This window comes from Streptomyces sp. NPDC001135 (assembly GCF_053598395.1).
Genome location: NZ_JBSFKD010000008.1, coordinates 154,875 through 174,794, shown reverse-complemented (window position 1 = coordinate 174,794; position 19,920 = coordinate 154,875). Strand labels below are relative to the sequence as shown.

At 70.2% G+C, this 19,920-nt stretch carries 16 protein-coding genes; 15 read left to right on the top strand and 1 reads right to left on the bottom strand.

Annotation, left to right across the window (positions count from 1 at the left end; all coding sequences use genetic code 11):
* Positions 1 to 30: 30 nt before the first annotated feature.
* From ACWC94_RS13185 to ACWC94_RS13125, 13 genes are all read left to right on the top strand, one after another.
* A complete protein-coding gene (locus tag ACWC94_RS13185) occupies positions 31 to 1,551 on the top strand; it encodes a UDP-N-acetylmuramoyl-L-alanyl-D-glutamate--2,6-diaminopimelate ligase (protein WP_450796613.1) in 1,521 nt (506 codons plus the stop codon).
* Positions 1,552 to 1,579: 28 nt separating this feature from the next.
* Positions 1,580 to 2,986, top strand: a complete 1,407-nt coding sequence (locus tag ACWC94_RS13180) for a UDP-N-acetylmuramoyl-tripeptide--D-alanyl-D-alanine ligase (protein WP_450796612.1) — start codon at positions 1,580 to 1,582, stop codon at positions 2,984 to 2,986.
* Complete coding sequence (gene mraY, locus ACWC94_RS13175; RefSeq protein WP_450796611.1) at positions 2,983 to 4,056, top strand: phospho-N-acetylmuramoyl-pentapeptide-transferase; 1,074 nt, start codon at positions 2,983 to 2,985, stop codon at positions 4,054 to 4,056. Before ACWC94_RS13180 ends, mraY begins: the two co-directional genes overlap by 4 nt.
* On the top strand, positions 4,038 to 5,474 hold the full coding sequence (murD, locus tag ACWC94_RS13170) for a UDP-N-acetylmuramoyl-L-alanine--D-glutamate ligase (RefSeq protein WP_450796610.1): 1,437 nt from the start codon (positions 4,038 to 4,040) through the stop codon (positions 5,472 to 5,474). The genes mraY and murD overlap by 19 nt, the downstream gene beginning before the upstream one ends.
* Positions 5,475 to 5,542: 68 nt before the next feature.
* Entirely contained in the window at positions 5,543 to 6,904 is a 1,362-nt protein-coding gene (ftsW, locus tag ACWC94_RS13165) for a putative lipid II flippase FtsW (protein WP_450796609.1), read from the top strand.
* 6 nt (positions 6,905 to 6,910) lie between these two features.
* Complete coding sequence (gene murG / locus ACWC94_RS13160) at positions 6,911 to 7,999, top strand: undecaprenyldiphospho-muramoylpentapeptide beta-N-acetylglucosaminyltransferase (protein WP_450796608.1); 1,089 nt, start codon at positions 6,911 to 6,913, stop codon at positions 7,997 to 7,999.
* Between the two features lie 26 nt (positions 8,000 to 8,025).
* Complete coding sequence (locus ACWC94_RS13155) at positions 8,026 to 8,823, top strand: cell division protein FtsQ/DivIB (protein WP_450796607.1); 798 nt, start codon at positions 8,026 to 8,028, stop codon at positions 8,821 to 8,823.
* A gap of 279 nt (positions 8,824 to 9,102) precedes the next feature.
* On the top strand, positions 9,103 to 10,311 hold the full coding sequence (gene ftsZ, locus ACWC94_RS13150; protein WP_450796606.1) for a cell division protein FtsZ: 1,209 nt from the start codon (positions 9,103 to 9,105) through the stop codon (positions 10,309 to 10,311).
* On the top strand, positions 10,308 to 11,036 hold the full coding sequence (gene pgeF, locus ACWC94_RS13145) for a peptidoglycan editing factor PgeF (RefSeq protein ID WP_450796605.1): 729 nt from the start codon (positions 10,308 to 10,310) through the stop codon (positions 11,034 to 11,036). Before ftsZ ends, pgeF begins: the two co-directional genes overlap by 4 nt.
* A gap of 6 nt (positions 11,037 to 11,042) precedes the next feature.
* Complete coding sequence (locus ACWC94_RS13140; RefSeq protein ID WP_450796604.1) at positions 11,043 to 11,762, top strand: YggS family pyridoxal phosphate-dependent enzyme; 720 nt, start codon at positions 11,043 to 11,045, stop codon at positions 11,760 to 11,762.
* A gap of 128 nt (positions 11,763 to 11,890) precedes the next feature.
* Entirely contained in the window at positions 11,891 to 12,532 is a 642-nt protein-coding gene (locus ACWC94_RS13135; protein ID WP_450796603.1) for a cell division protein SepF, read from the top strand.
* A 60-nt stretch (positions 12,533 to 12,592) separates the two neighbouring features.
* The gene (locus tag ACWC94_RS13130; protein ID WP_363218714.1) at positions 12,593 to 12,883 is read left to right on the top strand and encodes a YggT family protein; all 291 of its coding nucleotides are present in this window, start codon (positions 12,593 to 12,595) and stop codon (positions 12,881 to 12,883) included.
* A gap of 52 nt (positions 12,884 to 12,935) precedes the next feature.
* The gene (locus ACWC94_RS13125) at positions 12,936 to 14,075 is read left to right on the top strand and encodes a DivIVA domain-containing protein (protein WP_450796602.1); all 1,140 of its coding nucleotides are present in this window, start codon (positions 12,936 to 12,938) and stop codon (positions 14,073 to 14,075) included.
* Between the two features lie 167 nt (positions 14,076 to 14,242).
* Here the strand turns inward: ACWC94_RS13125 and ileS are convergent, their stop codons facing one another.
* On the bottom strand, positions 14,243 to 17,386 hold the full coding sequence (gene ileS, locus ACWC94_RS13120; RefSeq protein WP_450796601.1) for an isoleucine--tRNA ligase: 3,144 nt from the start codon (positions 17,384 to 17,386) through the stop codon (positions 14,243 to 14,245).
* A 606-nt stretch (positions 17,387 to 17,992) separates the two neighbouring features.
* Here ileS and ACWC94_RS13115 point away from each other — a divergent pair.
* Both ACWC94_RS13115 and lspA read left to right on the top strand, forming a co-directional pair.
* A complete protein-coding gene (locus ACWC94_RS13115; RefSeq protein ID WP_450796600.1) occupies positions 17,993 to 19,219 on the top strand; it encodes a TraR/DksA C4-type zinc finger protein in 1,227 nt (408 codons plus the stop codon).
* Positions 19,220 to 19,278: 59 nt separating this feature from the next.
* Positions 19,279 to 19,878, top strand: coding sequence for a signal peptidase II (gene lspA, locus ACWC94_RS13110; protein ID WP_450796599.1), 600 nt, complete (start codon positions 19,279 to 19,281; stop codon positions 19,876 to 19,878).
* Positions 19,879 to 19,920: the final 42 nt, after the last annotated feature.

Sequence of the window (19,920 nt, the reverse complement as noted above, 5' to 3'; positions counted from 1 at the left end):
CAGTCCCAAACCACCCAGAAGGGCGCTTCCGTGACATATCCGGGACCGCCGCGACCGGTCGAGGTCTCCGCCACACCCCTCGCGGAACTGGCCGATCAGCTGGGTGCCGCCGTCCCGGACGCCGCCGCCGAGATCACGGGGATCACCCACGACTCGCGCGCCGTCCGCCCCGGCGACCTGTACGCCGCCCTCCCGGGCGCCCGACTGCACGGTGCCGACTTCGTCACCCAGGCCGCCGGTCTCGGCGCGGTCGCCGTCCTCACCGACCCGACGGGCGCCGAGCGCGCCGCCGTGACCGGACTGCCGGTCCTGGTCGTGGACGACCCGCGCGCGCGGATGGGTGAACTCGCGGCCACCATCTACGGCCATCCCGGGCGCGACCTGCTCCAGATCGGGATCACCGGCACCTCCGGCAAGACCACCACGGCCTACCTGGTCGAGGGCGGTCTGCGGACCGCGAAGTCCACCGGTCTCGTCGGCACGGTCGAGATGCGCATCGGCGACGAACGCATCAAGTCGGAGCGCACCACCCCCGAGGCCACCGACCTGCAGGCACTCTTCGCCGTCATGCGTGAACGCGGCGTCGACGCGGTCGCCATGGAGGTCTCCAGCCACGCCCTGGTCCTCGGCCGGGTCGACGGCTGCGTCTTCGACATCGCCGTGTTCACCAACCTCAGCCCGGAACACATGGAGTTCCACTCCGACATGGAGGACTACTTCCGGGCCAAGGCGCAGCTGTTCACGCCGGAACGCAGCAGACTCGGTGTGATCAACGCCGACGACGAGTACGGCCGCCGGCTCGCCGAGGAGGCGACCGTTCCGGTCGTCACCTTCTCCGCCGAGGGCCACCCCGACGCCGACTGGCGCGCCGAGCACGTCCAGGTCGGCCCCATGGACTCGACGTTCACCGTCGTCGGCCCGAACGGTGAGCGCGTACACGCCAGGTCGCCGATCGCCGGTCCTTTCAACGTGGCGAACACCCTCGCCGCCGTCGTGGCCCTCGCCGCCGCCGGCCTCGACCCGCAGAGCGCCGCCGACGGCATCGCCGCCGTACCGGGCGTCCCCGGCCGCCTGGAGCGCGTGGACGCCGGACAGCCCTACCTCGCGGTCGTGGACTACGCCCACAAGACCGACGCGGTCGAGTCGGTGCTCAAGGCGCTGCGCAAGGTCACCAAGGGCAGGCTGCACGTGGTCCTCGGCTGCGGCGGCGACCGCGACCGGACCAAGCGCGCCCCGATGGGCGCCGCCGCGGCCCGGCTCGCCGACACGGCCGTACTGACCTCCGACAACCCCCGCTCCGAGGACCCCCTGGCGATCCTCGCGACCATGCTCCAGGGCGCGGCCTCCGTGCCCGCGCACGAGCGCGGCGAGGTGCTCCTCTTCGAGGACCGGGCCGCCGCGATCGCCGCCGCCGTGGGCCGGGCCCAGGCCGGCGACACCGTGCTGGTCGCGGGCAAGGGCCACGAGCAGGGCCAGGACATCGCCGGCGTGGTCCGTCCCTTCGACGACCGCCAGGTGCTCCGCGAAGCCATCCAGAAAACCCAGGGATGAAAATCCAGAAGACCCAGGGGATGAACTTGTGATCGCCCTCTCCCTCGCCGAGATCGCAGCAGTCGTCGGCGGACAGACGCACGACATACCGGATCCGTCCACGCAGGTCACGGGCCCGGTCGTCCGGGACTCCCGAGAGGTGGAGCCCGGCAGCCTGTTCGCCGCCTTCGTCGGCGAGCGCGTGGACGGCCACGACTTCGCGGCGCGGGTCGTCGAGGCGGGCGCGGTCGCCGTACTGGCGTCGCGCCCGGTCGGCGTGCCCGCCATCGTCGTCGAGGACGTCCAGGCCGCCCTCGGCGCCCTCGCCCGGCACGTGGTCAAGCGGCTCGGCGCGACCCTCGTCGCCCTGACCGGCTCGGCGGGCAAGACCAGCACCAAGGACCTGATCGCGCAGGTGCTCCAGCGCAAGGCGCCGACGGTGTTCACGCCCGGCTCGTTCAACAACGAGATCGGGCTGCCGCTGACCGCCCTGTCCGCCACCGAGGAGACGAAGTTCCTCGTGCTGGAGATGGGCGCCCGCGGCGTCGGGCACATCCGCTACCTCACCGACCTCACGCCCCCGAGGATCGGCGTCGTCCTCAACGTCGGCACCGCCCACATCGGCGAGTTCGGGGGCCGCGAGCAGATCGCGCAGGCCAAGGGCGAGATCGTCGAAGGCCTCCCGGAGGACGGCGCGGCCGTCCTGAACGCCGACGACCCGCTGGTCAGGGCCATGGCGTCGCGTACCAAGGCGAAGGTGGTCCTTTTCGGAGAGTCGGCCGAAGCGGACGTACGCGCCGAGAACGTACGACTCACGGACAGCGGACAGCCCTCCTTCAGGCTTCTCACACCCTCCGGTGCATGCGATGTGACCATGCGCCTGTACGGTGAGCACCACGTGTCGAACGCGCTCGCCGCGGCCGCCGTCGCCCATGAGCTGGGCATGTCCGCGGAAGAGATCGCCACCGCGCTCTCCGAGGCGGGCTCCCTCTCCCGCTGGCGCATGGAGGTCACCGAGCGCCCGGACGGCGTGACCATCGTCAACGACGCCTACAACGCCAACCCCGAGTCCATGCGGGCCGCCCTGAGGGCGCTCGCGGCCATGGGCAGGGAGCGGCGCACGTGGGCGGTGCTCGGCAAGATGGCCGAGCTGGGGGACGAGGCGCTCGCCGAGCACGACGCCGTCGGACGGCTCGCCGTCCGGCTCAACGTCAGCAAGCTCGTCGCCGTCGGGGGGATTGAGGCCTCCTGGCTGCAACTGGGCGCATATAACGAGGGTTCGTGGGGTGAGGAGTCGGTGCACGTGTCCGACGCACAGGCGGCGATCGACCTGTTGCGCAGCGAGTTGCGCCCGGGGGACGTCGTACTCGTGAAGGCGTCCCGTTCGGTGGGGCTCGAGAGCGTTGCCCAGGCGCTCGTCGAGACCGGTGCCGAGGGTGAGGTTGCCGCCCGATGATGAAGCAGATCCTGTTCTCAGGAGTCATTGGCCTCTTCCTGACGCTGATCGGCACCCCGCTGCTGATCAAGCTCCTCGCCCGCAAGGGCTACGGCCAGTACATCCGTGACGACGGCCCGCGCGAGCACGCCAGCAAGCGCGGTACGCCGACGATGGGCGGCATCGCCTTCATCCTGGCGACGATCGCCGCGTACTTCCTGAGCAAGCTCATCACCGGTTACCCGCCCACCTACTCCGGGCTGCTGGTCCTCGGCCTGATGTTCGGCATGGGCCTGGTCGGCTTCCTCGACGACTACATCAAGATCGTCAAGCGGCGTTCGCTGGGTCTGCGGGCCAAGGCGAAGATGGCCGGCCAGCTGATCGTCGGCATCGGGTTCGCGGTGCTGTCGCTGATGTTCGCCGACGCGCGCGGCAACACCCCGGCCTCCGACAAGCTGTCGTTCATCACCGACTTCGGCTGGAAGATCGGCCCGGTCCTGTTCGTGATCTGGGCGCTGTTCATGATCCTCGCGATGTCGAACGGCGTGAACCTCACCGACGGTCTGGACGGCCTGGCCACCGGCGCCTCGGTGCTCGTCTTCGGCGCCTACACGTTCATCGGCGTCTGGCAGTTCCAGGAGTCCTGCGCCAACGCGCAGACACTGACCAACCCGGCCGCCTGCTACGAGGTGCGCGACCCGCTCGACCTCGCGGTGATCGCCTCCGCGCTGATGGGCGCCTGCCTGGGCTTCCTGTGGTGGAACACCTCGCCGGCGAAGATCTTCATGGGCGACACCGGTTCGCTCGCCCTCGGCGGTGTCCTCACCGGCCTGGCCATCCTCTCCCGCACGGAACTGCTGCTGGCCATCATGGGCGGCCTGTTCGTCCTCATCACCATGTCGGTCGTCATCCAGGTCGGCTCCTTCCGGCTCACCGGGAAGCGCGTCTTCCGGATGGCGCCACTGCAGCACCACTTCGAACTCAAGGGCTGGTCCGAAGTCCTGGTCGTGGTCCGGTTCTGGATCATCCAGGGCATCTGTGTGATCGTCGGACTGGGCCTCTTCTACGCAGGATGGGCAGCGGACAAGTGACCTCCACCTCGGAGCTCTTCGACTTCCAGGGCAAGCACGTCACCGTCGCCGGGCTCGGTGTCTCCGGCGTCCCGGCGGCCAAGGTGCTGCACGCGCGCGGGGCGGTCGTCACGGTCGTCAACGACGGCGACGACGCACGCGCGCGTGAGCAGGCCGCGGAACTCCAGGCGCTCGGCATCACCGTGCGCCTGGGTGACGGGGCCTCCCTGCCGGAGGGCACCGAGCTGATCGTCACCGCGCCCGGCTGGAAGCCCGACAAGCCGCTGTTCCTGGCGGCCGGGAAGGCGGGCGTGCCCGTCTGGGGCGACGTCGAGCTGGCCTGGCGCCTCAGGGGCCCGGACGCGGCGCCCTGGCTGGCCGTCACGGGCACCAACGGCAAGACCACGACCGTGCAGATGCTCGCGTCGATCCTGAAGGCCGCGGGCCTGCGCACGGCCGCCGTCGGCAACATCGGCGTGTCCCTGCTGGACGCGGTCCTCGGCGAGGAGCGCTACGACGTCCTCGCCGTGGAGCTGTCCAGCTACCAGCTGCACTGGGCGCCCTCCCTGCGGGCGCATTCCGCCGCGGTCCTCAACCTCGCGCCCGACCACCTGGACTGGCACGGTTCCATGGAGGCCTACGCCCGCGACAAGGGGCGTATCTACGAGGGCAACCGGGTCGCCTGCGTGTACAACGTCGAGGACAAGGCCACCGAGGACCTGGTCCGCGAGGCCGACGTGGAGGAGGGCTGCCGGGCCATCGGGTTCACCCTCGGCGCCCCCGCGCCCTCCCAACTCGGTGTCGTCGACGGCATCCTGGTCGACCGCGCCTTCGTGGAGAACCGGCACAAGAACGCCCAGGAGCTGGCCGAGGTCTCCGACGTCAACCCGCCGGCCCCGCACAACATCGCCAACGCCCTTGCCGCGGCGGCCCTCGCGCGCGCCTTCGGGGTGCCCGCCCAGGCCGTACGCGAGGGCCTCAGGTCCTTCCGGCCGGACGCCCACCGCATCGCGCACATCGCCGACATCGACTCGGTGGCGTACGTGGACGACTCCAAGGCGACCAACACGCATGCCACTGAAGCGTCGTTGGCGTCATATGAGTCGATTGTATGGATTGCGGGTGGTCTGGCGAAGGGGGCGACCTTCGACGAGCTGGTCGCCAAGTCGGCGAAGCGACTTCGCGGCGCCGTCCTGATCGGCGCCGATCGCGCCCTGATCCGCGAGGCCCTCGCGCGACACGCGCCGGAAGTACCCGTCGTAGACCTCGACCGGACCGACACTGGGGCGATGCTCCAGGCGGTGACGGAAGCGAAGCGGCTCGCGCAGCCCGGTGACACGGTGCTGCTGGCCCCGGCCTGTGCCTCCATGGACATGTTCACCAACTACAACCAGCGCGGTGACGCGTTCGCGGCGGCGGTCCGCGAACTCGAAGCCTGACCCCGGCCGCCTGCCGGGCGGATCTTGGGAGGGACGCGTGGGACGGTCGACGTTCAGCGGAGGCGCCGATGCCCAGTAGCCGTACCGGCCGGCCACCCGTGCAACGGGCGTCCAGGCGTCCCGCCGTTTCCCGGTCCTCGCGCGACAACGCCGTCCAACGGTTCTCCATGCGCGCGCGAAAGGCCTGGGACCGCCCGCTGACCGCCTACTACCTGATCCTCGGCGGCAGTGTGCTGATCATCGTGCTGGGGCTGGTGATGGTCTACTCGGCCTCCCAGATCACCGCGCTGCAGATGGCGCTGCCGGGGTCGTACTTCTTCCGCAAGCAGCTGCTGGCCGCCGTGCTGGGCGGCGTACTGCTGTTCGTGGCCTCCCGCATGCCGGTGAAACTGCACCGGGCGCTGGCCTACCCGATCCTCGCCGGTGCCATCTTCACGATGGCCCTGGTGCAGGTGCCGGGGATAGGGATGGCGGTCAACGGCAACCAGAACTGGATCTCCCTCGGCGGCTCCTTCCAGATCCAGCCCAGCGAGTTCGGCAAGCTGGCGCTGGTGCTGTGGGGCGCGGACCTGATCGCCCGCAAGCAGGAGCGGAAGCTGCTGACCCAGTGGAAGCACATGCTGGTGCCGCTGGTACCGGTCGCCTTCCTGCTGCTCGGGCTGATCATGCTCGGCGGCGACATGGGCACCGCGATCATCCTCACGGCGATCCTGTTCGGCCTGCTGTGGCTCGCCGGGGCGCCGACACGGCTGTTCGCCGTGGTGCTGCAGATCGCCGCCCTGATCGGTTTCGTCCTCATCAAGACCAGTCCCAACCGGATGGCCCGGCTTTCCTGCATCGGTGCGACCGAGCCCAAGGCGGGCGCCGCCGACTGCTGGCAGGCCGTGCACGGCATCTACGCCCTCGCCTCCGGCGGACTCTTCGGCTCGGGACTCGGCGCGAGTGTGGAAAAATGGGGCCAACTGCCCGAAGCGCACACCGACTTCATCTTCGCCGTCACCGGTGAGGAACTGGGCCTGGCGGGGACGCTGTCGGTGCTCGCCCTGTTCGCGGCTCTAGGCTATGCGGGTATCCGCGTGGCCGGACGCACGGAGGACCCCTTCGTGAGGTATGCCGCGGGAGGCGTGACCACCTGGATCACCGCCCAGGCGGTGATCAACATCGGTGCGGTGCTCGGTCTGCTGCCGATCGCCGGCGTCCCCCTCCCGCTGTTCTCCTACGGAGGGTCCGCCCTGCTGCCGACCATGTTCGCCATCGGGCTGCTGATCGCCTTCGCACGTGACGAGCCCGCTGCGCGGGCAGCGCTTGCGATGCGGCAACCTCGCTTTGGTAGAAAGCGGGCGGGAGGCTCCGGCGGTGAGCGGGGGCCTCGGAGATGGAACACGATGCGACGGCGCGCCTCAGTGGCGCGTTCGTCCGGAGAGCGGTGAATTTCGGTGCATGTCGTACTCGCCGGCGGGGGTACCGCGGGCCACATCGAGCCCGCGCTCGCCCTCGCGGACGCCCTGCGCAGGCAGGACCCGACCGTGGGGATCACGGCCCTGGGCACGGAGCGCGGTCTGGAGACCCGGCTCGTTCCGGAGCGCGGCTACGAGCTGGCGCTGATCCCCGCGGTGCCGCTGCCGCGCAAGCCAACCCCCGAGCTGATCACCGTCCCGGGCCGGCTGCGCGGCACGATCAAGGCCGCCGAGCAGATCCTTGAGCGCACCAAGGCGGACGTCGTGGTCGGCTTCGGCGGCTACGTCGCCCTGCCCGGCTACCTGGCCGCCAAGCGGCTCGGCGTGCCCATCGTGATCCACGAGGCGAACGCCCGCCCGGGCCTGGCCAACAAGATCGGCTCCCGGTACGCCGCCCGGGTCGCCGTCTCCACGCCGGACAGCAAGCTGCGCGACGCCCGCTACATCGGCATCCCGCTGCGCCGCTCCATCGCCACCCTGGACCGCGCCGCGGCCCGTCCCGAGGGCCGCCACCGTTTCGGCCTCGACCCGAACCTGCCCACGCTGCTCGTCTCCGGCGGCTCCCAGGGCGCCCGGCGCCTCAACGAGGTCGTCCAGCAGGTCGCGCCCTGGCTCCAGCAGGCCGGCATCCAGATCCTGCACGCGGTCGGCCCGAAGAACGAACTGCCGCAGGTGCAGCAGATGCCGGGGATGCCCCCCTATGTCCCGGTAAGTTACCTGGACCGGATGGACCTCGCGTACGCCGCGGCCGACATGATGCTCTGCCGCGCGGGCGCGATGACCGTCGCCGAACTCTCCGCCGTCGGACTCCCGGCCGCCTACGTCCCGCTGCCCATCGGCAACGGCGAACAGCGGCTCAACGCCCAGCCGGTGGTCAAGGCCGGCGGCGGACTCCTCGTCGACGACGCGGAGCTGACGCCCGAGTGGGTGCAGCAGAACGTCCTGCCCGTGCTCGCCGACCCGCACCGACTGTACGAGATGTCCCGCTCGGCAAGCGAGTTCGGCCGCCGGGACGCCGACGAGCTGCTCGTCGGCATGGTGTACGAGGCGATCGCCTCGCGCCGTTAGGACCGTATGACGAAAGGGCAGTGAGGGTGGCCGGACCGACTACCGCCGAGCGCGGTGAACGCCAGCAGGAGTCGTCCGGCCCGCCGCCGGGCCGAGGGTCCGGAAAACTGCGCCTTCGTACGATCGTCATCCTGGCTGTGGCCGCCGCCGTGCTCCTCGGTGCCGGTGGGACATGGGTGTTGTACGGCTCCTCATGGCTGCGCGTCGGCCATGTGTCGGTGTCCGGCACGCGCGTGCTGACGTCCGCCGAGGTGCGCGACGCGGCGGCCGTGCCGGTCGGGGCGCCGATGATTTCCGTCGACACCGAGGGCATCGAGGCCCGCTTGCGCCGGAAACTGCCCCGGATCGACACGGTTGACGTGGTCCGTTCCTGGCCCCATGGAATCGGGCTGAAAGTGACCGAGCGCACTCCGGTTCTGCTGCTCCGAAACAGCGGGGACTTCACCGAAGTCGATGACGAAGGTGTCCGGTTCGCTACGGTTTCGCAGGCGCCGAATGCCGTTCCGATGCTGGAATTGTCCGTCTCCCGCACGGGTTCCGGGGCGGCGGGCTTCCGGCGTTTCGGCACCGACCGGCTGGTGCGCGAGGCGGTCCGGGTCGCCGGTGACCTGCCGGCCGACGTGGCGAAGCGGACCCGGACCGTCCAAGTCCGTTCCTTCGACGCCGTCTCGCTGGTGCTGGCCGACGGCCGCACGATCCTGTGGGGCAGTGGTGAGAACGGCCGCGCCAAGGCACGGACCCTCACAGCTCTCATGAAAGCAGCTCCCGCCGCGCGGCACTTCGATGTCAGCGTTCCCACCGCCCCTGCGTCATCGCGGAGTTGACGCACATCAGCGCAGGCCAGCACCCTGGTTGGGCACTGCTACGGCTGATCACATAGGGTGAAAAGAAAAACGGGAGGTTCGGCGTGTTCGTTGAACGGGCGCCACTTGTCGACTTAGTGTCCTGTTCAGAAGACTCCAGGGAACAGACACACTGGTAACCCTAAACTTCAGGGTTAGGGTTCGGGTCGGCGCTACGGACCGTCCCATTCGGCATCCGTCGTCCCGGCGCGGGGCACCGCACGGCGGCGACAACGTAATTCGAGGCGAGAGGCCTTCGACGTGGCAGCACCGCAGAACTACCTCGCAGTCATCAAGGTCATCGGTGTCGGCGGCGGTGGTGTCAATGCCATCAACCGGATGATCGAGGTCGGTCTCAAGGGTGTCGAGTTCATCGCCATCAACACCGACGCACAGGCGCTGTTGATGAGCGACGCCGACGTCAAGCTCGACGTCGGCCGGGAACTCACCCGCGGACTCGGCGCCGGAGCCAACCCGGCCGTCGGCCGCAAGGCCGCCGAGGACCACCGCGAGGAGATCGAGGAGGTCCTCAAGGGGGCCGACATGGTCTTCGTGACGGCCGGTGAAGGCGGCGGCACCGGCACCGGCGGCGCACCCGTCGTGGCCAACATCGCGCGCTCCCTCGGCGCCCTCACCATCGGCGTGGTCACGCGCCCGTTCACCTTCGAGGGACGGCGCCGCGCGAACCAGGCCGAGGACGGCATCGCCGAACTGCGCGAAGAGGTCGACACCCTCATCGTGATCCCCAACGACCGGCTGCTGTCCATCTCGGACCGCCAGGTCTCGGTCCTGGACGCCTTCAAGTCCGCCGACCAGGTCCTGCTCTCCGGTGTCCAGGGCATCACCGACCTCATCACCACCCCGGGTCTGATCAACCTCGACTTCGCCGACGTGAAGTCGGTCATGTCCGAGGCCGGTTCGGCGCTCATGGGCATCGGCTCGGCCCGCGGCGACGACCGCGCGGTGGCCGCCGCCGAGATGGCGATCTCCTCGCCGCTGCTGGAGGCGTCCATCGACGGCGCCCGCGGTGTGCTGCTCTCGATCTCCGGCGGCTCCGACCTCGGCCTGTTCGAGATCAACGAGGCCGCCCAGCTGGTCAGCGAGGCCGCCCACCCCGAGGCCAACATCATCTTCGGCGCCGTCATCGACGACGCCCTCGGCGACGAGGTCCGGGTCACCGTGATCGCGGCCGGCTTCGACGGCGGCCAGCCGCCGGCCCGCCGGGACAACGTCCTCGGCTCGGCCTCGGCCTCGACGGCACCCCGCCGCGAGGAGCCCGCTCCGGCACGGCCGGCCGAGCCCAGCCGGCCGGCCTTCGGCTCGCTCGGCAGCGTGACGCCGAAGGAGGAGCCGGAGCCGGCGCCCGAGCCGGTGCCCGACATCCCGGTCGCCCCTCCGGTGACGCCGGCGCCGCGGACCTACTCGGACAGCGCGGCCGAGGAGCTGGACGTGCCGGACTTCCTCAAGTGATAGGACGGCGCGAGAGCGTGAGCGGCGCGCACTTCGCCTTCACCGACCGGTGGGGCGGGGTGAGCGCCGCTCCGTATGAGGAGCTCAATCTGGGCGGCGCGGTCGGCGACGACCCGGAGGCCGTACGGACCAACCGGGACATCGCCGCCAAGTCGCTCGGCCTCGATGCGGGCCGGGTCGTCTGGATGAACCAGGTGCACGGCGCCGACGTGGCCGTGGTGGACGAGCCCTGGGCCGACCGCCCGGCCCCGGAGGTCGACGCGATCGTCACCGCCCGCCGCGGACTCGCCCTCGCCGTCCTCACCGCCGACTGCGTGCCGGTGCTGCTGGCCGATCCCGTCGCCGGGGTCGTGGCAGCCGCCCACGCCGGACGGCCCGGCATGGTCAAGGGGGTCGTCCCCGCCGCCGTACGGGCCATGGCCGAACTCGGCGCCGAGCCCGGCCGGATCGTCGCGCGCACCGGACCGGCCGTCTGCGGACGGTGCTACGAGGTGCCGGAGCCGATGCGCGCCGAAGTGGCCGCCGTCGAGCCGGCGGCGCACGCTGGGACGAGCTGGGGTACGCCGGCGGTCGACGTGAGCGCCGGGGTGCACGCGCAGCTCGACCGGCTCGGGGTGTGCGACCGGGCGCAGTCACCGGTGTGCACGCTGGAGTCGGGCGACCACTTCTCGTACCGCCGTGACCGCACGACCGGGCGGCTCGCGGGCTATGTGTGGCTGGACTGATGGGGCATGACGGACCGTAAGACCGAACTCGCCGGAAATCTGGCGAAAGTGGAGGAGCGCATCACCGCCGCGTGTGTGGCGGCGGGGCGCGAGCGGGAGGAGGTGACCCTGATCGTGGTCACCAAGACCTACCCGGCGAGCGATGTACGGATCCTGTCGGAACTCGGTGTGCGCCATGTCGCCGAGAACCGGGACCAGGACGCGGCCCCGAAGGCCGCCGCGTGCGCGGATCTGCCACTGAAATGGCACTTTGTCGGTCAATTGCAGACCAACAAGGTGCGTTCGGTGGTGGGTTACGCCGATGTCGTGCAGTCCGTCGACCGCGCCCGGCTCGTCACCGCGCTGTCGAACGAGGCGGTGCGGGCGGAGCGCGAGGTCGGGTGCCTGATCCAGGTCGCACTGGACGCGGGCGTCAGCGGCCGGGGAGAGCGCGGAGGCGTGTCCCCGGACGGAATCGAAGAGTTGGCCGACCTCGTCGGCGAGGCGCCGGGGCTGCGGCTCGACGGACTGATGACCGTCGCTCCGCTCACCGGGGAGTACGCGGGACGCGAACAAGAGGCGTTTCGGCGCCTCATGGATTTGTCGACTGACCTGCGCCGAGCCCATCCGGCTGCAACCATGGTGTCAGCAGGGATGAGTGCGGACCTCGAACAGGCCGTGGCCGCCGGGGCGACACATGTGCGCGTCGGCACTGCGGTACTCGGAGTCCGCCCCAGGCTCGGGTAACGTCGCCAGGAAGTCGGACCACAGCAGAAAATATGGTCAATGCCCGTGAACACGGGCACAACGGCCACGTGGATCGCGGGCACTTGGCAGTCGTCAGTCGATCCACCACAGAGCGGAGGACTCAGAGCATGGCCGGCGCGATGCGCAAGATGGCGGTCTACCTCGGCCTCGTGGAGGACGATGGGTACGACGGCCGCGGATTCGATCCCGACGACGACTTCGAACCCGAGTTGGACCCGGAGCCCGAGCGGGACCACCGACGGCATGAATCGGCACACCCGTCGCACAGCGCACATCAGCCCCAAAGGGACGAAGAGGTGCGAATCGTGCAACCGCCCGCGCCGCGCGAGCCGGTGGCCCGTTCGACGGCGCTCGCCGCGGAATCCGGACGTCCGGCGCGGATCGCGCCCGTGGCATCCATCACACAAGAACGTCAGTCCCTCGAGAAGAACGCACCGGTGATCATGCCCAAGGTTGTGTCCGAGCGAGAGCCTTACCGGATCACCACGCTTCACCCGCGGACCTACAACGAAGCCCGTACCATCGGGGAACACTTCCGTGAGGGAACCCCGGTGATCATGAATCTGACTGAGATGGATGACACAGACGCGAAGCGACTTGTCGACTTTGCGGCCGGTTTGGTGTTTGGTCTTCACGGCAGCATCGAGCGGGTGACGCAGAAGGTGTTCCTGTTGTCTCCTGCTAACGTCGATGTCACGGCGGAGGACAAGGCCCGCATCGCAGAGGGCGGGTTCTTCAACCAGAGCTGAGACACACAACCGGATCGACGTTCGGAAGAGCACGGAGCAGGGGAGAGGGAAGCGCAGGCCATGAGCGTGTTCGTCACGGTGGTCCACACCGCGCTACTGGTGTTCCTCGCCGTGCTCATCTTCCGACTGGTCATGGATTACGTGTTCCAGTTCGCCCGCTCGTGGCAACCCGGCAAGGCGATGGTGGTCGTACTGGAGGCCACCTACACTGTCACCGATCCACCGCTGAAGCTTCTGCGGCGGTTCATCCCGCCGCTGCGTCTCGGGGGCGTGGCGCTCGACCTGTCCTTCTTCGTACTGATGATCATCGTCTACATCCTCCTCTCGATCACGGGGAACTTCGTGGGATGAGGATGGACGATACGGTCTTGCCGACTGCCGATGACTACGTTGAGGTGAAGAGATGCCGTTGACCCCCGAGGACGTGCGGAACAAGCAGTTCACGACCGTCCGCCTCCGAGAAGGCTATGACGAGGACGAGGTCGATGCCTTCCTCGACGAGGTCGAAGCCGAACTGACCCGTCTGCTCCGCGAGAACGAGGACCTGCGCGCCAAGCTGGCCGCGGCGACCCGTGCGGCCGCGCAGAACCAGCAGAACATGCGCAAGGGCCCGCCGGAGCAGGACCAGCAGCAGCATCCTCAGCAGCAGGGCATGCGAGGTCCCGGCGCGCCGGTGCCCGCCGGCATATCGGGCCCGCCGCAGCAGCAGATGGGTGGCCCCATGGGTGGTCCGCCCCAGCTGCCGAGCGGTGCCCCGCAGCTGCCCGCCGGTCCCAGCGGCCAGGGCGGCCCGCAGGGTCCCGGTCCGATGGGCCAGGGCCCGATGGGTCAGGGTCCGATGGGTCAGGGCCCGATGGGCGGTCAGCCGCCCATGCAGCAGCAGATGGGTGGTCCGATGGGCGGCCCCATGGGCGGTCCGATGGGCGGCCCCGGTCAGGGACCCGGTGGCGACAGCGCCGCCCGTGTCCTCTCGCTGGCCCAGCAGACCGCCGACCAGGCGATCGCCGAGGCCCGCTCCGAGGCCAACAAGATCGTCGGCGAGGCCCGCAGCCGCGCCGAGGGTCTGGAGCGTGACGCCCGTGCCAAGGCCGACGCCCTGGAGCGGGACGCGCAGGAGAAGCACCGCGTCGCGATGGGCTCCCTGGAGTCCGCCCGCGCCACGCTGGAGCGCAAGGTCGAGGACCTGCGCGGCTTCGAACGCGAGTACCGCACGCGCCTGAAGTCGTACCTCGAGTCCCAGCTGCGCCAGCTGGAGACCCAGGCCGACGACTCGCTGGCCCCGCCGCGCACCCCGGCCACCGCGTCCCTGCCGCCGTCCCCGGCGCCCTCCATGGCTCCGGCCGGCGCGGGCGCCCCGTCGTACGGCGGCAACCAGACGATGGGCGGCAACCCCGCTCCGTCCGCCCCGTCCTACGGCGGTCAGCAGCAGATGACCCCGGCCATGACCCAGCCCATGGCCCCGGTCCGTCCGCAGGGTCCGTCCCCGATGGGCCAGGCACCCTCGCCGATGCGCGGGTTCCTGATCGACGAGGACGACAACTGAGCACCGGGCACTAGTACGACAACGGCGTCGGCAGCGCTCAAAGGGCGGGCCCCCGGACTTCGGTCCGGGGGCCCGCCCTTTTTACGCGGGTTGAATCCGACCCGCACGCACGAGAAGGGCCCGGCCTCCCCTCAGGGAGACCGGGCCCTTCTCGATCCGCTCGGCGCCTACGCCTTCCGCAGCCGGAACGTGAGGGACAGCCCCTCGTCGGTGAACGGCTCACCGAAGCTGTCGTCGGCGTCGCCCTGGCGGAAGTCCGTCGACAGCACCTCGTCGGCGATCAGTTCGGAGTGCTCGGTCAGGGCCGCGACGACCGCGGCATCCGTGGACGTCCACCGCAGAGCGATCCGGTCCGCCACGTCCAACCCGCTGTTCTTGCGGGCCTCCTGGATCAGCCGGATCGCGTCACGGGCCAGGCCCGCCTGCCGCAGCTCCTCCGTGATCTCCAGGTCCAGCGCGACCGTGGCCCCGGAGTCGGAGGCCACCGACCAGCCCTCACGCGGGGTTTCCGTGATGATCACCTCATCCGGAGCGAGGGTGACCGTCTCACCTTCGACCTCCACCGAGGCCGTGCCCTCACGCAGGGCGAGGGAGAGCGCGGCGGCGTCGGCACCGGCGATGGCCCTGGCCACCTCCTGCACCCGCTTGCCGAACCGCTTGCCCAGCGCACGGAAGTTGGCCTTGGCGGTGGTGTCCACCAGAGAGCCGCCGACCTCGGCCAGGGAGGCCAGCGAGGAGACGTTCAGCTCCTCCGTGATCTGGGTGTGCAGCTCACGGTCCAGCGCGTCGAAGCCGGTCGCGGCGATGAGGGCACGGGACAGCGGCTGACGCGTCTTGACACCCGACTCCGCGCGGGTGGCCCGGCCCAGCTCCACCAGCCGGCGCACCAGGACCATCTGCTGGGACAGCTCCGGGTCGATCGCCGACAGGTCCGCCTCCGGCCAGGAGGCCAGGTGCACGGACTCCGGCGCGCCCGGGGTCACCGGCACGACCAGGTCCTGCCACACCCGCTCGGTGACGAACGGGGTGATCGGCGCCATCAGCTTCGTGACCGTCTCCAGCACCTCGTGCAGCGTGCGCAGCGCGGCCTTGTCACCCTGCCAGAAGCGGCGCCGCGAGCGGCGGACGTACCAGTTCGACAGGTCGTCGACGAACGCGGACAGCAGCTTGCCGGCGCGCTGGGTGTCGTACGCCTCCAGCGACTGCGTCACCTGGTCGGTGAGGGCGTGCAGCTCGGACAGCAGCCAGCGGTCCAGCACCGGGCGCTCGGCCGGGGCCGGGTCCGCGGCGGAAGGCGCCCAGGCCGACGTACGGGCGTACAGCGCCTGGAAGGCGACCGTGTTCCAGTACGTCAGCAGGGTCTTGCGCACGACCTCCTGGATGGTGCCGTGGCCGACCCGGCGGGCCGCCCACGGGGAACCGCCGGCCGCCATGAACCAGCGCACCGCGTCCGCGCCGTGCCGGTCCATGAGCGGGATCGGGTCCAGGGTGTTGCCCAGGTGCTTGGACATCTTGCGGCCGTCCTCGGCGAGGATGTGGCCGAGGCAGACGACGTTCTCGTACGACGACTTGTCGAAGACGAGGGTGCCGACGGCCATCAGCGTGTAGAACCAGCCGCGGGTCTGGTCGATCGCCTCGGAGATGAACTGCGCCGGGTAGCGGCTCTCGAACAGCTCCTTGTTCTTGTGCGGGTAGCCCCACTGCGCGAACGGCATGGAACCCGAGTCGTACCAGGCGTCGATGACCTCGGGCACGCGCGTGGCCGTCTTGCCGCAGCCGTCGTGGCGGCAGGCGAAGGTGACCTCGTCGATGAACGGACGGTGCGGGTCCAGGCCCGACTGGTCCGTGCCGGTCAGCTCGGTCAGCTCCGCGCGGGAGCCGACGCAGGTGAGGTGGTCGTCCTCGCAGCGCCAGATCGGCAGCGGGGTGCCCCAGTAGCGGTTGCGGGACAGCGCCCAGTCGATGTTGTTGTTGAGCCAGTCGCCGAAGCGGCCGTGCTTGACCGTCGCCGGGAACCAGTTGGTCTTCTCGTTCTCCTGGATGAGGCGGTCCTTGATCGCCGTCGTGCGGATGTACCAGGAGGGCTGTGCGTAGTAGAGCAGCGCGGTGTGACAGCGCCAGCAGTGCGGGTAGCTGTGCTCGTACGGGATGTGCTTGAAGAGGAGGCCGCGCTGCTGGAGGTCCTCGGTGAGCTTTTCGTCCGCCTTCTTGAAGAAGACGCCGCCGACCAGCGGGACGTCCTCCTCGAAGGTGCCGTCCGGGCGGACCGGGTTGACGACCGGCAGACCGTAGGAACGGCACACCTTGAGGTCGTCCTCACCGAAGGCGGGGGACTGGTGGACCAGACCCGTACCGTCCTCGGTGGTGACGTAGTCGGCGTTGACCACGTAGTGGGCGGGCTCGGGGAACTCGACGAGCTCGAAGGGGCGTCGGTACGTCCAGCGCTCCATCTCGGCGCCGGTGAAGGTCTGCCCGGTGCTCTCCCAGCCCTCGCCGAGCGCCTTGCCCACGAGCGGCTCGGCGACGACGAGCTTCTCCTCGCCGTTGGTCGCGACGACGTAGGTGACCTCCGGATGGGCGGCGACCGCCGTGTTGGACACCAGGGTCCACGGGGTCGTCGTCCACACCAGGAGCGCGGCCTCGCCGGCGAGCGGACCGGAGGTGAGCGGGAAGCGGACGTACACGGACGGGTCCACGACCGTCTCGTAGCCCTGCGCCAGCTCGTGGTCGGACAGGCCGGTGCCGCAGCGCGGGCACCAGGGGGCGACGCGGTGGTCCTGGACCAGCAGGCCCTTGGTGAAGATCTCCTTCAGCGACCACCAGACGGACTCGATGTACTCGGGGGCCATCGTGATGTACGCGTCGTTGAGGTCGACCCAGTAGCCCATACGGGTCGTGAGCGCTTCGAACGCGTCGGTGTGGCGGAGCACGGACGCACGGCACTTGTCGTTGAACTCGGCGATGCCGTACGCCTCGATGTCCTGCTTGCCGCTGAAGCCGAGCTCCTTCTCGACCGTCAGCTCCACCGGGAGGCCGTGGCAGTCCCAGCCGGCCTTGCGGTCCACGTGGTAGCCGCGCATGGTGCGGAAGCGGGGGAAGACGTCCTTGAAGACGCGCGCCTCGATGTGGTGGGCGCCGGGCATGCCGTTGGCGGTGGGCGGGCCTTCGTAGAACACCCATTCCGGGCGGCCCTCGGACTGCTCCAGGCTCTTGGCGAAGATCTTCTGGTCGCGCCAGAAGTCGAGCACGGCGTGCTCAAGAGCGGGCAGGTCGACCTGTGCGGGCACCTGGCGGTACGTCGGCGCTGTCATCTGCGAGCATCCTCCAACGGACTTGCTGCCTTCCGTCGGAGGGACGAGAGCCTTCGATCCTGCCTACGCCGTGTGCGGCGCGCTCCCGCGGTACCACCCTCCTTGGCCCTCCGTCGCGCCGTACGCGCCGGTGAGCCCCCTCATTGGGGTCGCGAAGCCGGGTCTACTCGCGCTGGCCTTGCGGCTGTGACTTTCTTCCGGCGGCTCCGGGGTGATCTTCACGTCGCGCTCGCCCCCGGGCTCACACCGTCCCCGGATCGCTCTCGGCTGCGTACGCCGCTACTCGTCCCCATCCACGCTTTTCGCTCCGCCCAGTGTACGGCGCCGCGCGGACAGCGGCCGACCGCATTTCCGTGCGGCGCCGCGGCGGGCGGTGCGACGGGCCGGGATGCCCCGAATGGCGAGGGGCGGTGCGCTCGGGTCCCGGGAGGCCCGGCTCCGCCGGATTACCCGGCGGGGAGCTGGGCACAACGGATGCAGGCCCGCTGCGCGGGGGGTGCGGGCGGGCGAATCGGGCGGTGTGCCCCGTTGCCGCGGGACTCAAGTCGATTTATCGTCCCAGCACGATTCGCGAGCGAAATCACAATATGTGAAGGGGTCGCGGCCATGGTGGCGAAAAAGACCGCCGTACAGCAGCCGGCGACCGGCCGGCGCGGGGGCGCGGCTGCCTCCGGCGCGGCTGCCTCCGGCGGTGAGGCCAAGGGAGTGGCCGGGAAGAAGAGGGTGACCGGGGGGAAGGGCGCCGGGGGAGCGGGTGCGAAGCCGGCCGTCAAGAAGGCGGCGGTGAAGGAGACGGCTGCCAGGGCGACGGCCGCCACCGGGAAAACGGCCGCGAAGAAGACCGCGGAGAAGAACGATCAGAAGCGGACGGCCGGCAAGAAGGCGCCGGCCAAGGAAGCGGCCGTCGAGAGCGGGACCGGAAAGAGGGGGACCGGGAAGAAGGCGGGTGCGGCTGCCGATAGGGCGGCCGTGAGGGAAGCGGCGGCCAGGACGGGTGCTGCCGGCAAACCCACCGCCAAGGAGAAGACAGCTGCCGGGAAGGCGTCGGCAGGGAAGGCGCCTGCAGGGAAGGCGCCTGCAGGGAAGGCGCCGGCCGAGAGGGCCGTGGCTGACCACGCGGTGGCGGACAGGGTGGCGGTTCCGAAGAAGCAGGTGGCCAAGAAGGCCGTCGGGAAGAAGACCACGGCGAAGGTGAAGGGGGTGGCGGAGGCGGAGGAGACGGCCGTCAAGAAACCGGCGGCGAAGAAGGCCGGCGGCAGGAGGACGGCCGCCGAGGGCGTCTCCACGGAGGCGGCCCACACGAGCAGGGCCAAGAAGGCGGGCGCGGCGCGGGCCGCGAAGCAGACGGGAGCCACGACGGTGGTTGCGAAGAAGACTCCTGGCACGGCCACGGCGGAGACCGCCGTTCCCAAGGCGCGGGTCGCCGCGGCGGAGCCCGGCGAACTGGCGGTGCGCCCCGGTGAGGACCCCTGGACCCCTGAAGAGGTCGCTCAGGCCCGTGCCGAGCTGCTGTCCGAGGTGAAGCGGCTGCAGGACGAGATCAGCTCCTCCGAGGCGTCCCTGGTGGGCCTGATGCGGGACTCCGGGGACGGCGCCGGAGACGACCAGGCCGACACCGGCACCAAGAACATCACGCGCGAGCACGAGATGGCGCTGGCCGCCAACGCGCGCGAGATGCTGGTCCAGAACGAGCACGCCCTGGAACGGCTGGACGCGGGTACCTACGGTCTGTGCGAGAACTGCGGCAACCCCATCGGCAAGGCACGGATGCAGGCCTTCCCGCGGGCCACGCTGTGCGTGGAGTGCAAACAGAAGCAGGAACGCCGCTCCTGAGCGTGGCGGGCCGTGCCGTAGTCTCGTCCTCAGTCAGGCACCTAGGTTGAGGGACTCACGTGGCAGAGGCGGAGCGCATCATCGGTACGCCGGACACCCCGGACGACAGCGGCGAGCGGACGGCGGCGGCCGGGGCGGCCGAGCAGCAGGCCCCGGCCCAGGTACGGGACCGCCGCGGGCGCCGGATCGCCCTGCTGTTCGCGGTGGCCGCGTTCGCCTACGCCCTCGACCTGATCAGCAAGACGCTCGTGGTCGCCAAGCTGGAGGGGCACGAGCCGATCAGGCTGATCGGGGACTGGCTGGAGCTGAACGCCATCCGCAACCCGGGCGCGGCCTTCGGCTTCGGCGCGGCCTTCACGATCATCTTCACCCTGATCGCCGCGGCCGTGATCGTGGTGATCATCCGCCTGGCCCGCAAGCTCTACAGCTACCCCTGGGCCATCGCGCTCGGCCTGCTGCTCGGCGGCGCCCTCGGGAACCTCACCGACCGGATCTTCCGCTCGCCCGGGATCTTCGAGGGCAAGGTCGTGGACTTCATCGCGCCCAAGGGCTTCGCCGTGTTCAACCTGGCGGACTCGGCGATCGTGTGCGGCGGCATCCTGATCGTGCTGCTGTCCTTCCGCGGCCTGGACCCGGACGGCACGGTCCACAAGGACTGAGCGCCGCCTTCCCGCGCCGGAGTTGTCCACAGGCGCGTTCGG

What these genes read in the sequence shown, in the direction of transcription:
- ACWC94_RS13140 (WP_450796604.1), top strand. Translation starts at nt 11,043, where the DNA reads ATGACGGACCGTAAGACCGAACTCGCCGGAAATCTGGCGAAAGTGGAG.
- ACWC94_RS13135 (WP_450796603.1), top strand. Translation starts at nt 11,891, where the DNA reads ATGGCCGGCGCGATGCGCAAGATGGCGGTCTACCTCGGCCTCGTGGAG.
- mraY (WP_450796611.1), top strand. Translation starts at nt 2,983, where the DNA reads ATGATGAAGCAGATCCTGTTCTCAGGAGTCATTGGCCTCTTCCTGACG.
- ACWC94_RS13130 (WP_363218714.1), top strand. Translation starts at nt 12,593, where the DNA reads ATGAGCGTGTTCGTCACGGTGGTCCACACCGCGCTACTGGTGTTCCTC.
- ACWC94_RS13115 (WP_450796600.1), top strand. Translation starts at nt 17,993, where the DNA reads ATGGTGGCGAAAAAGACCGCCGTACAGCAGCCGGCGACCGGCCGGCGC.
- murD (WP_450796610.1), top strand. Translation starts at nt 4,038, where the DNA reads ATGGGCAGCGGACAAGTGACCTCCACCTCGGAGCTCTTCGACTTCCAG.
- ftsW (WP_450796609.1), top strand. Translation starts at nt 5,543, where the DNA reads ATGCCCAGTAGCCGTACCGGCCGGCCACCCGTGCAACGGGCGTCCAGG.
- ACWC94_RS13125 (WP_450796602.1), top strand. Translation starts at nt 12,936, where the DNA reads ATGCCGTTGACCCCCGAGGACGTGCGGAACAAGCAGTTCACGACCGTC.
- ileS (WP_450796601.1), bottom strand. Translation starts at nt 17,386, where the DNA reads ATGACAGCGCCGACGTACCGCCAGGTGCCCGCACAGGTCGACCTGCCC.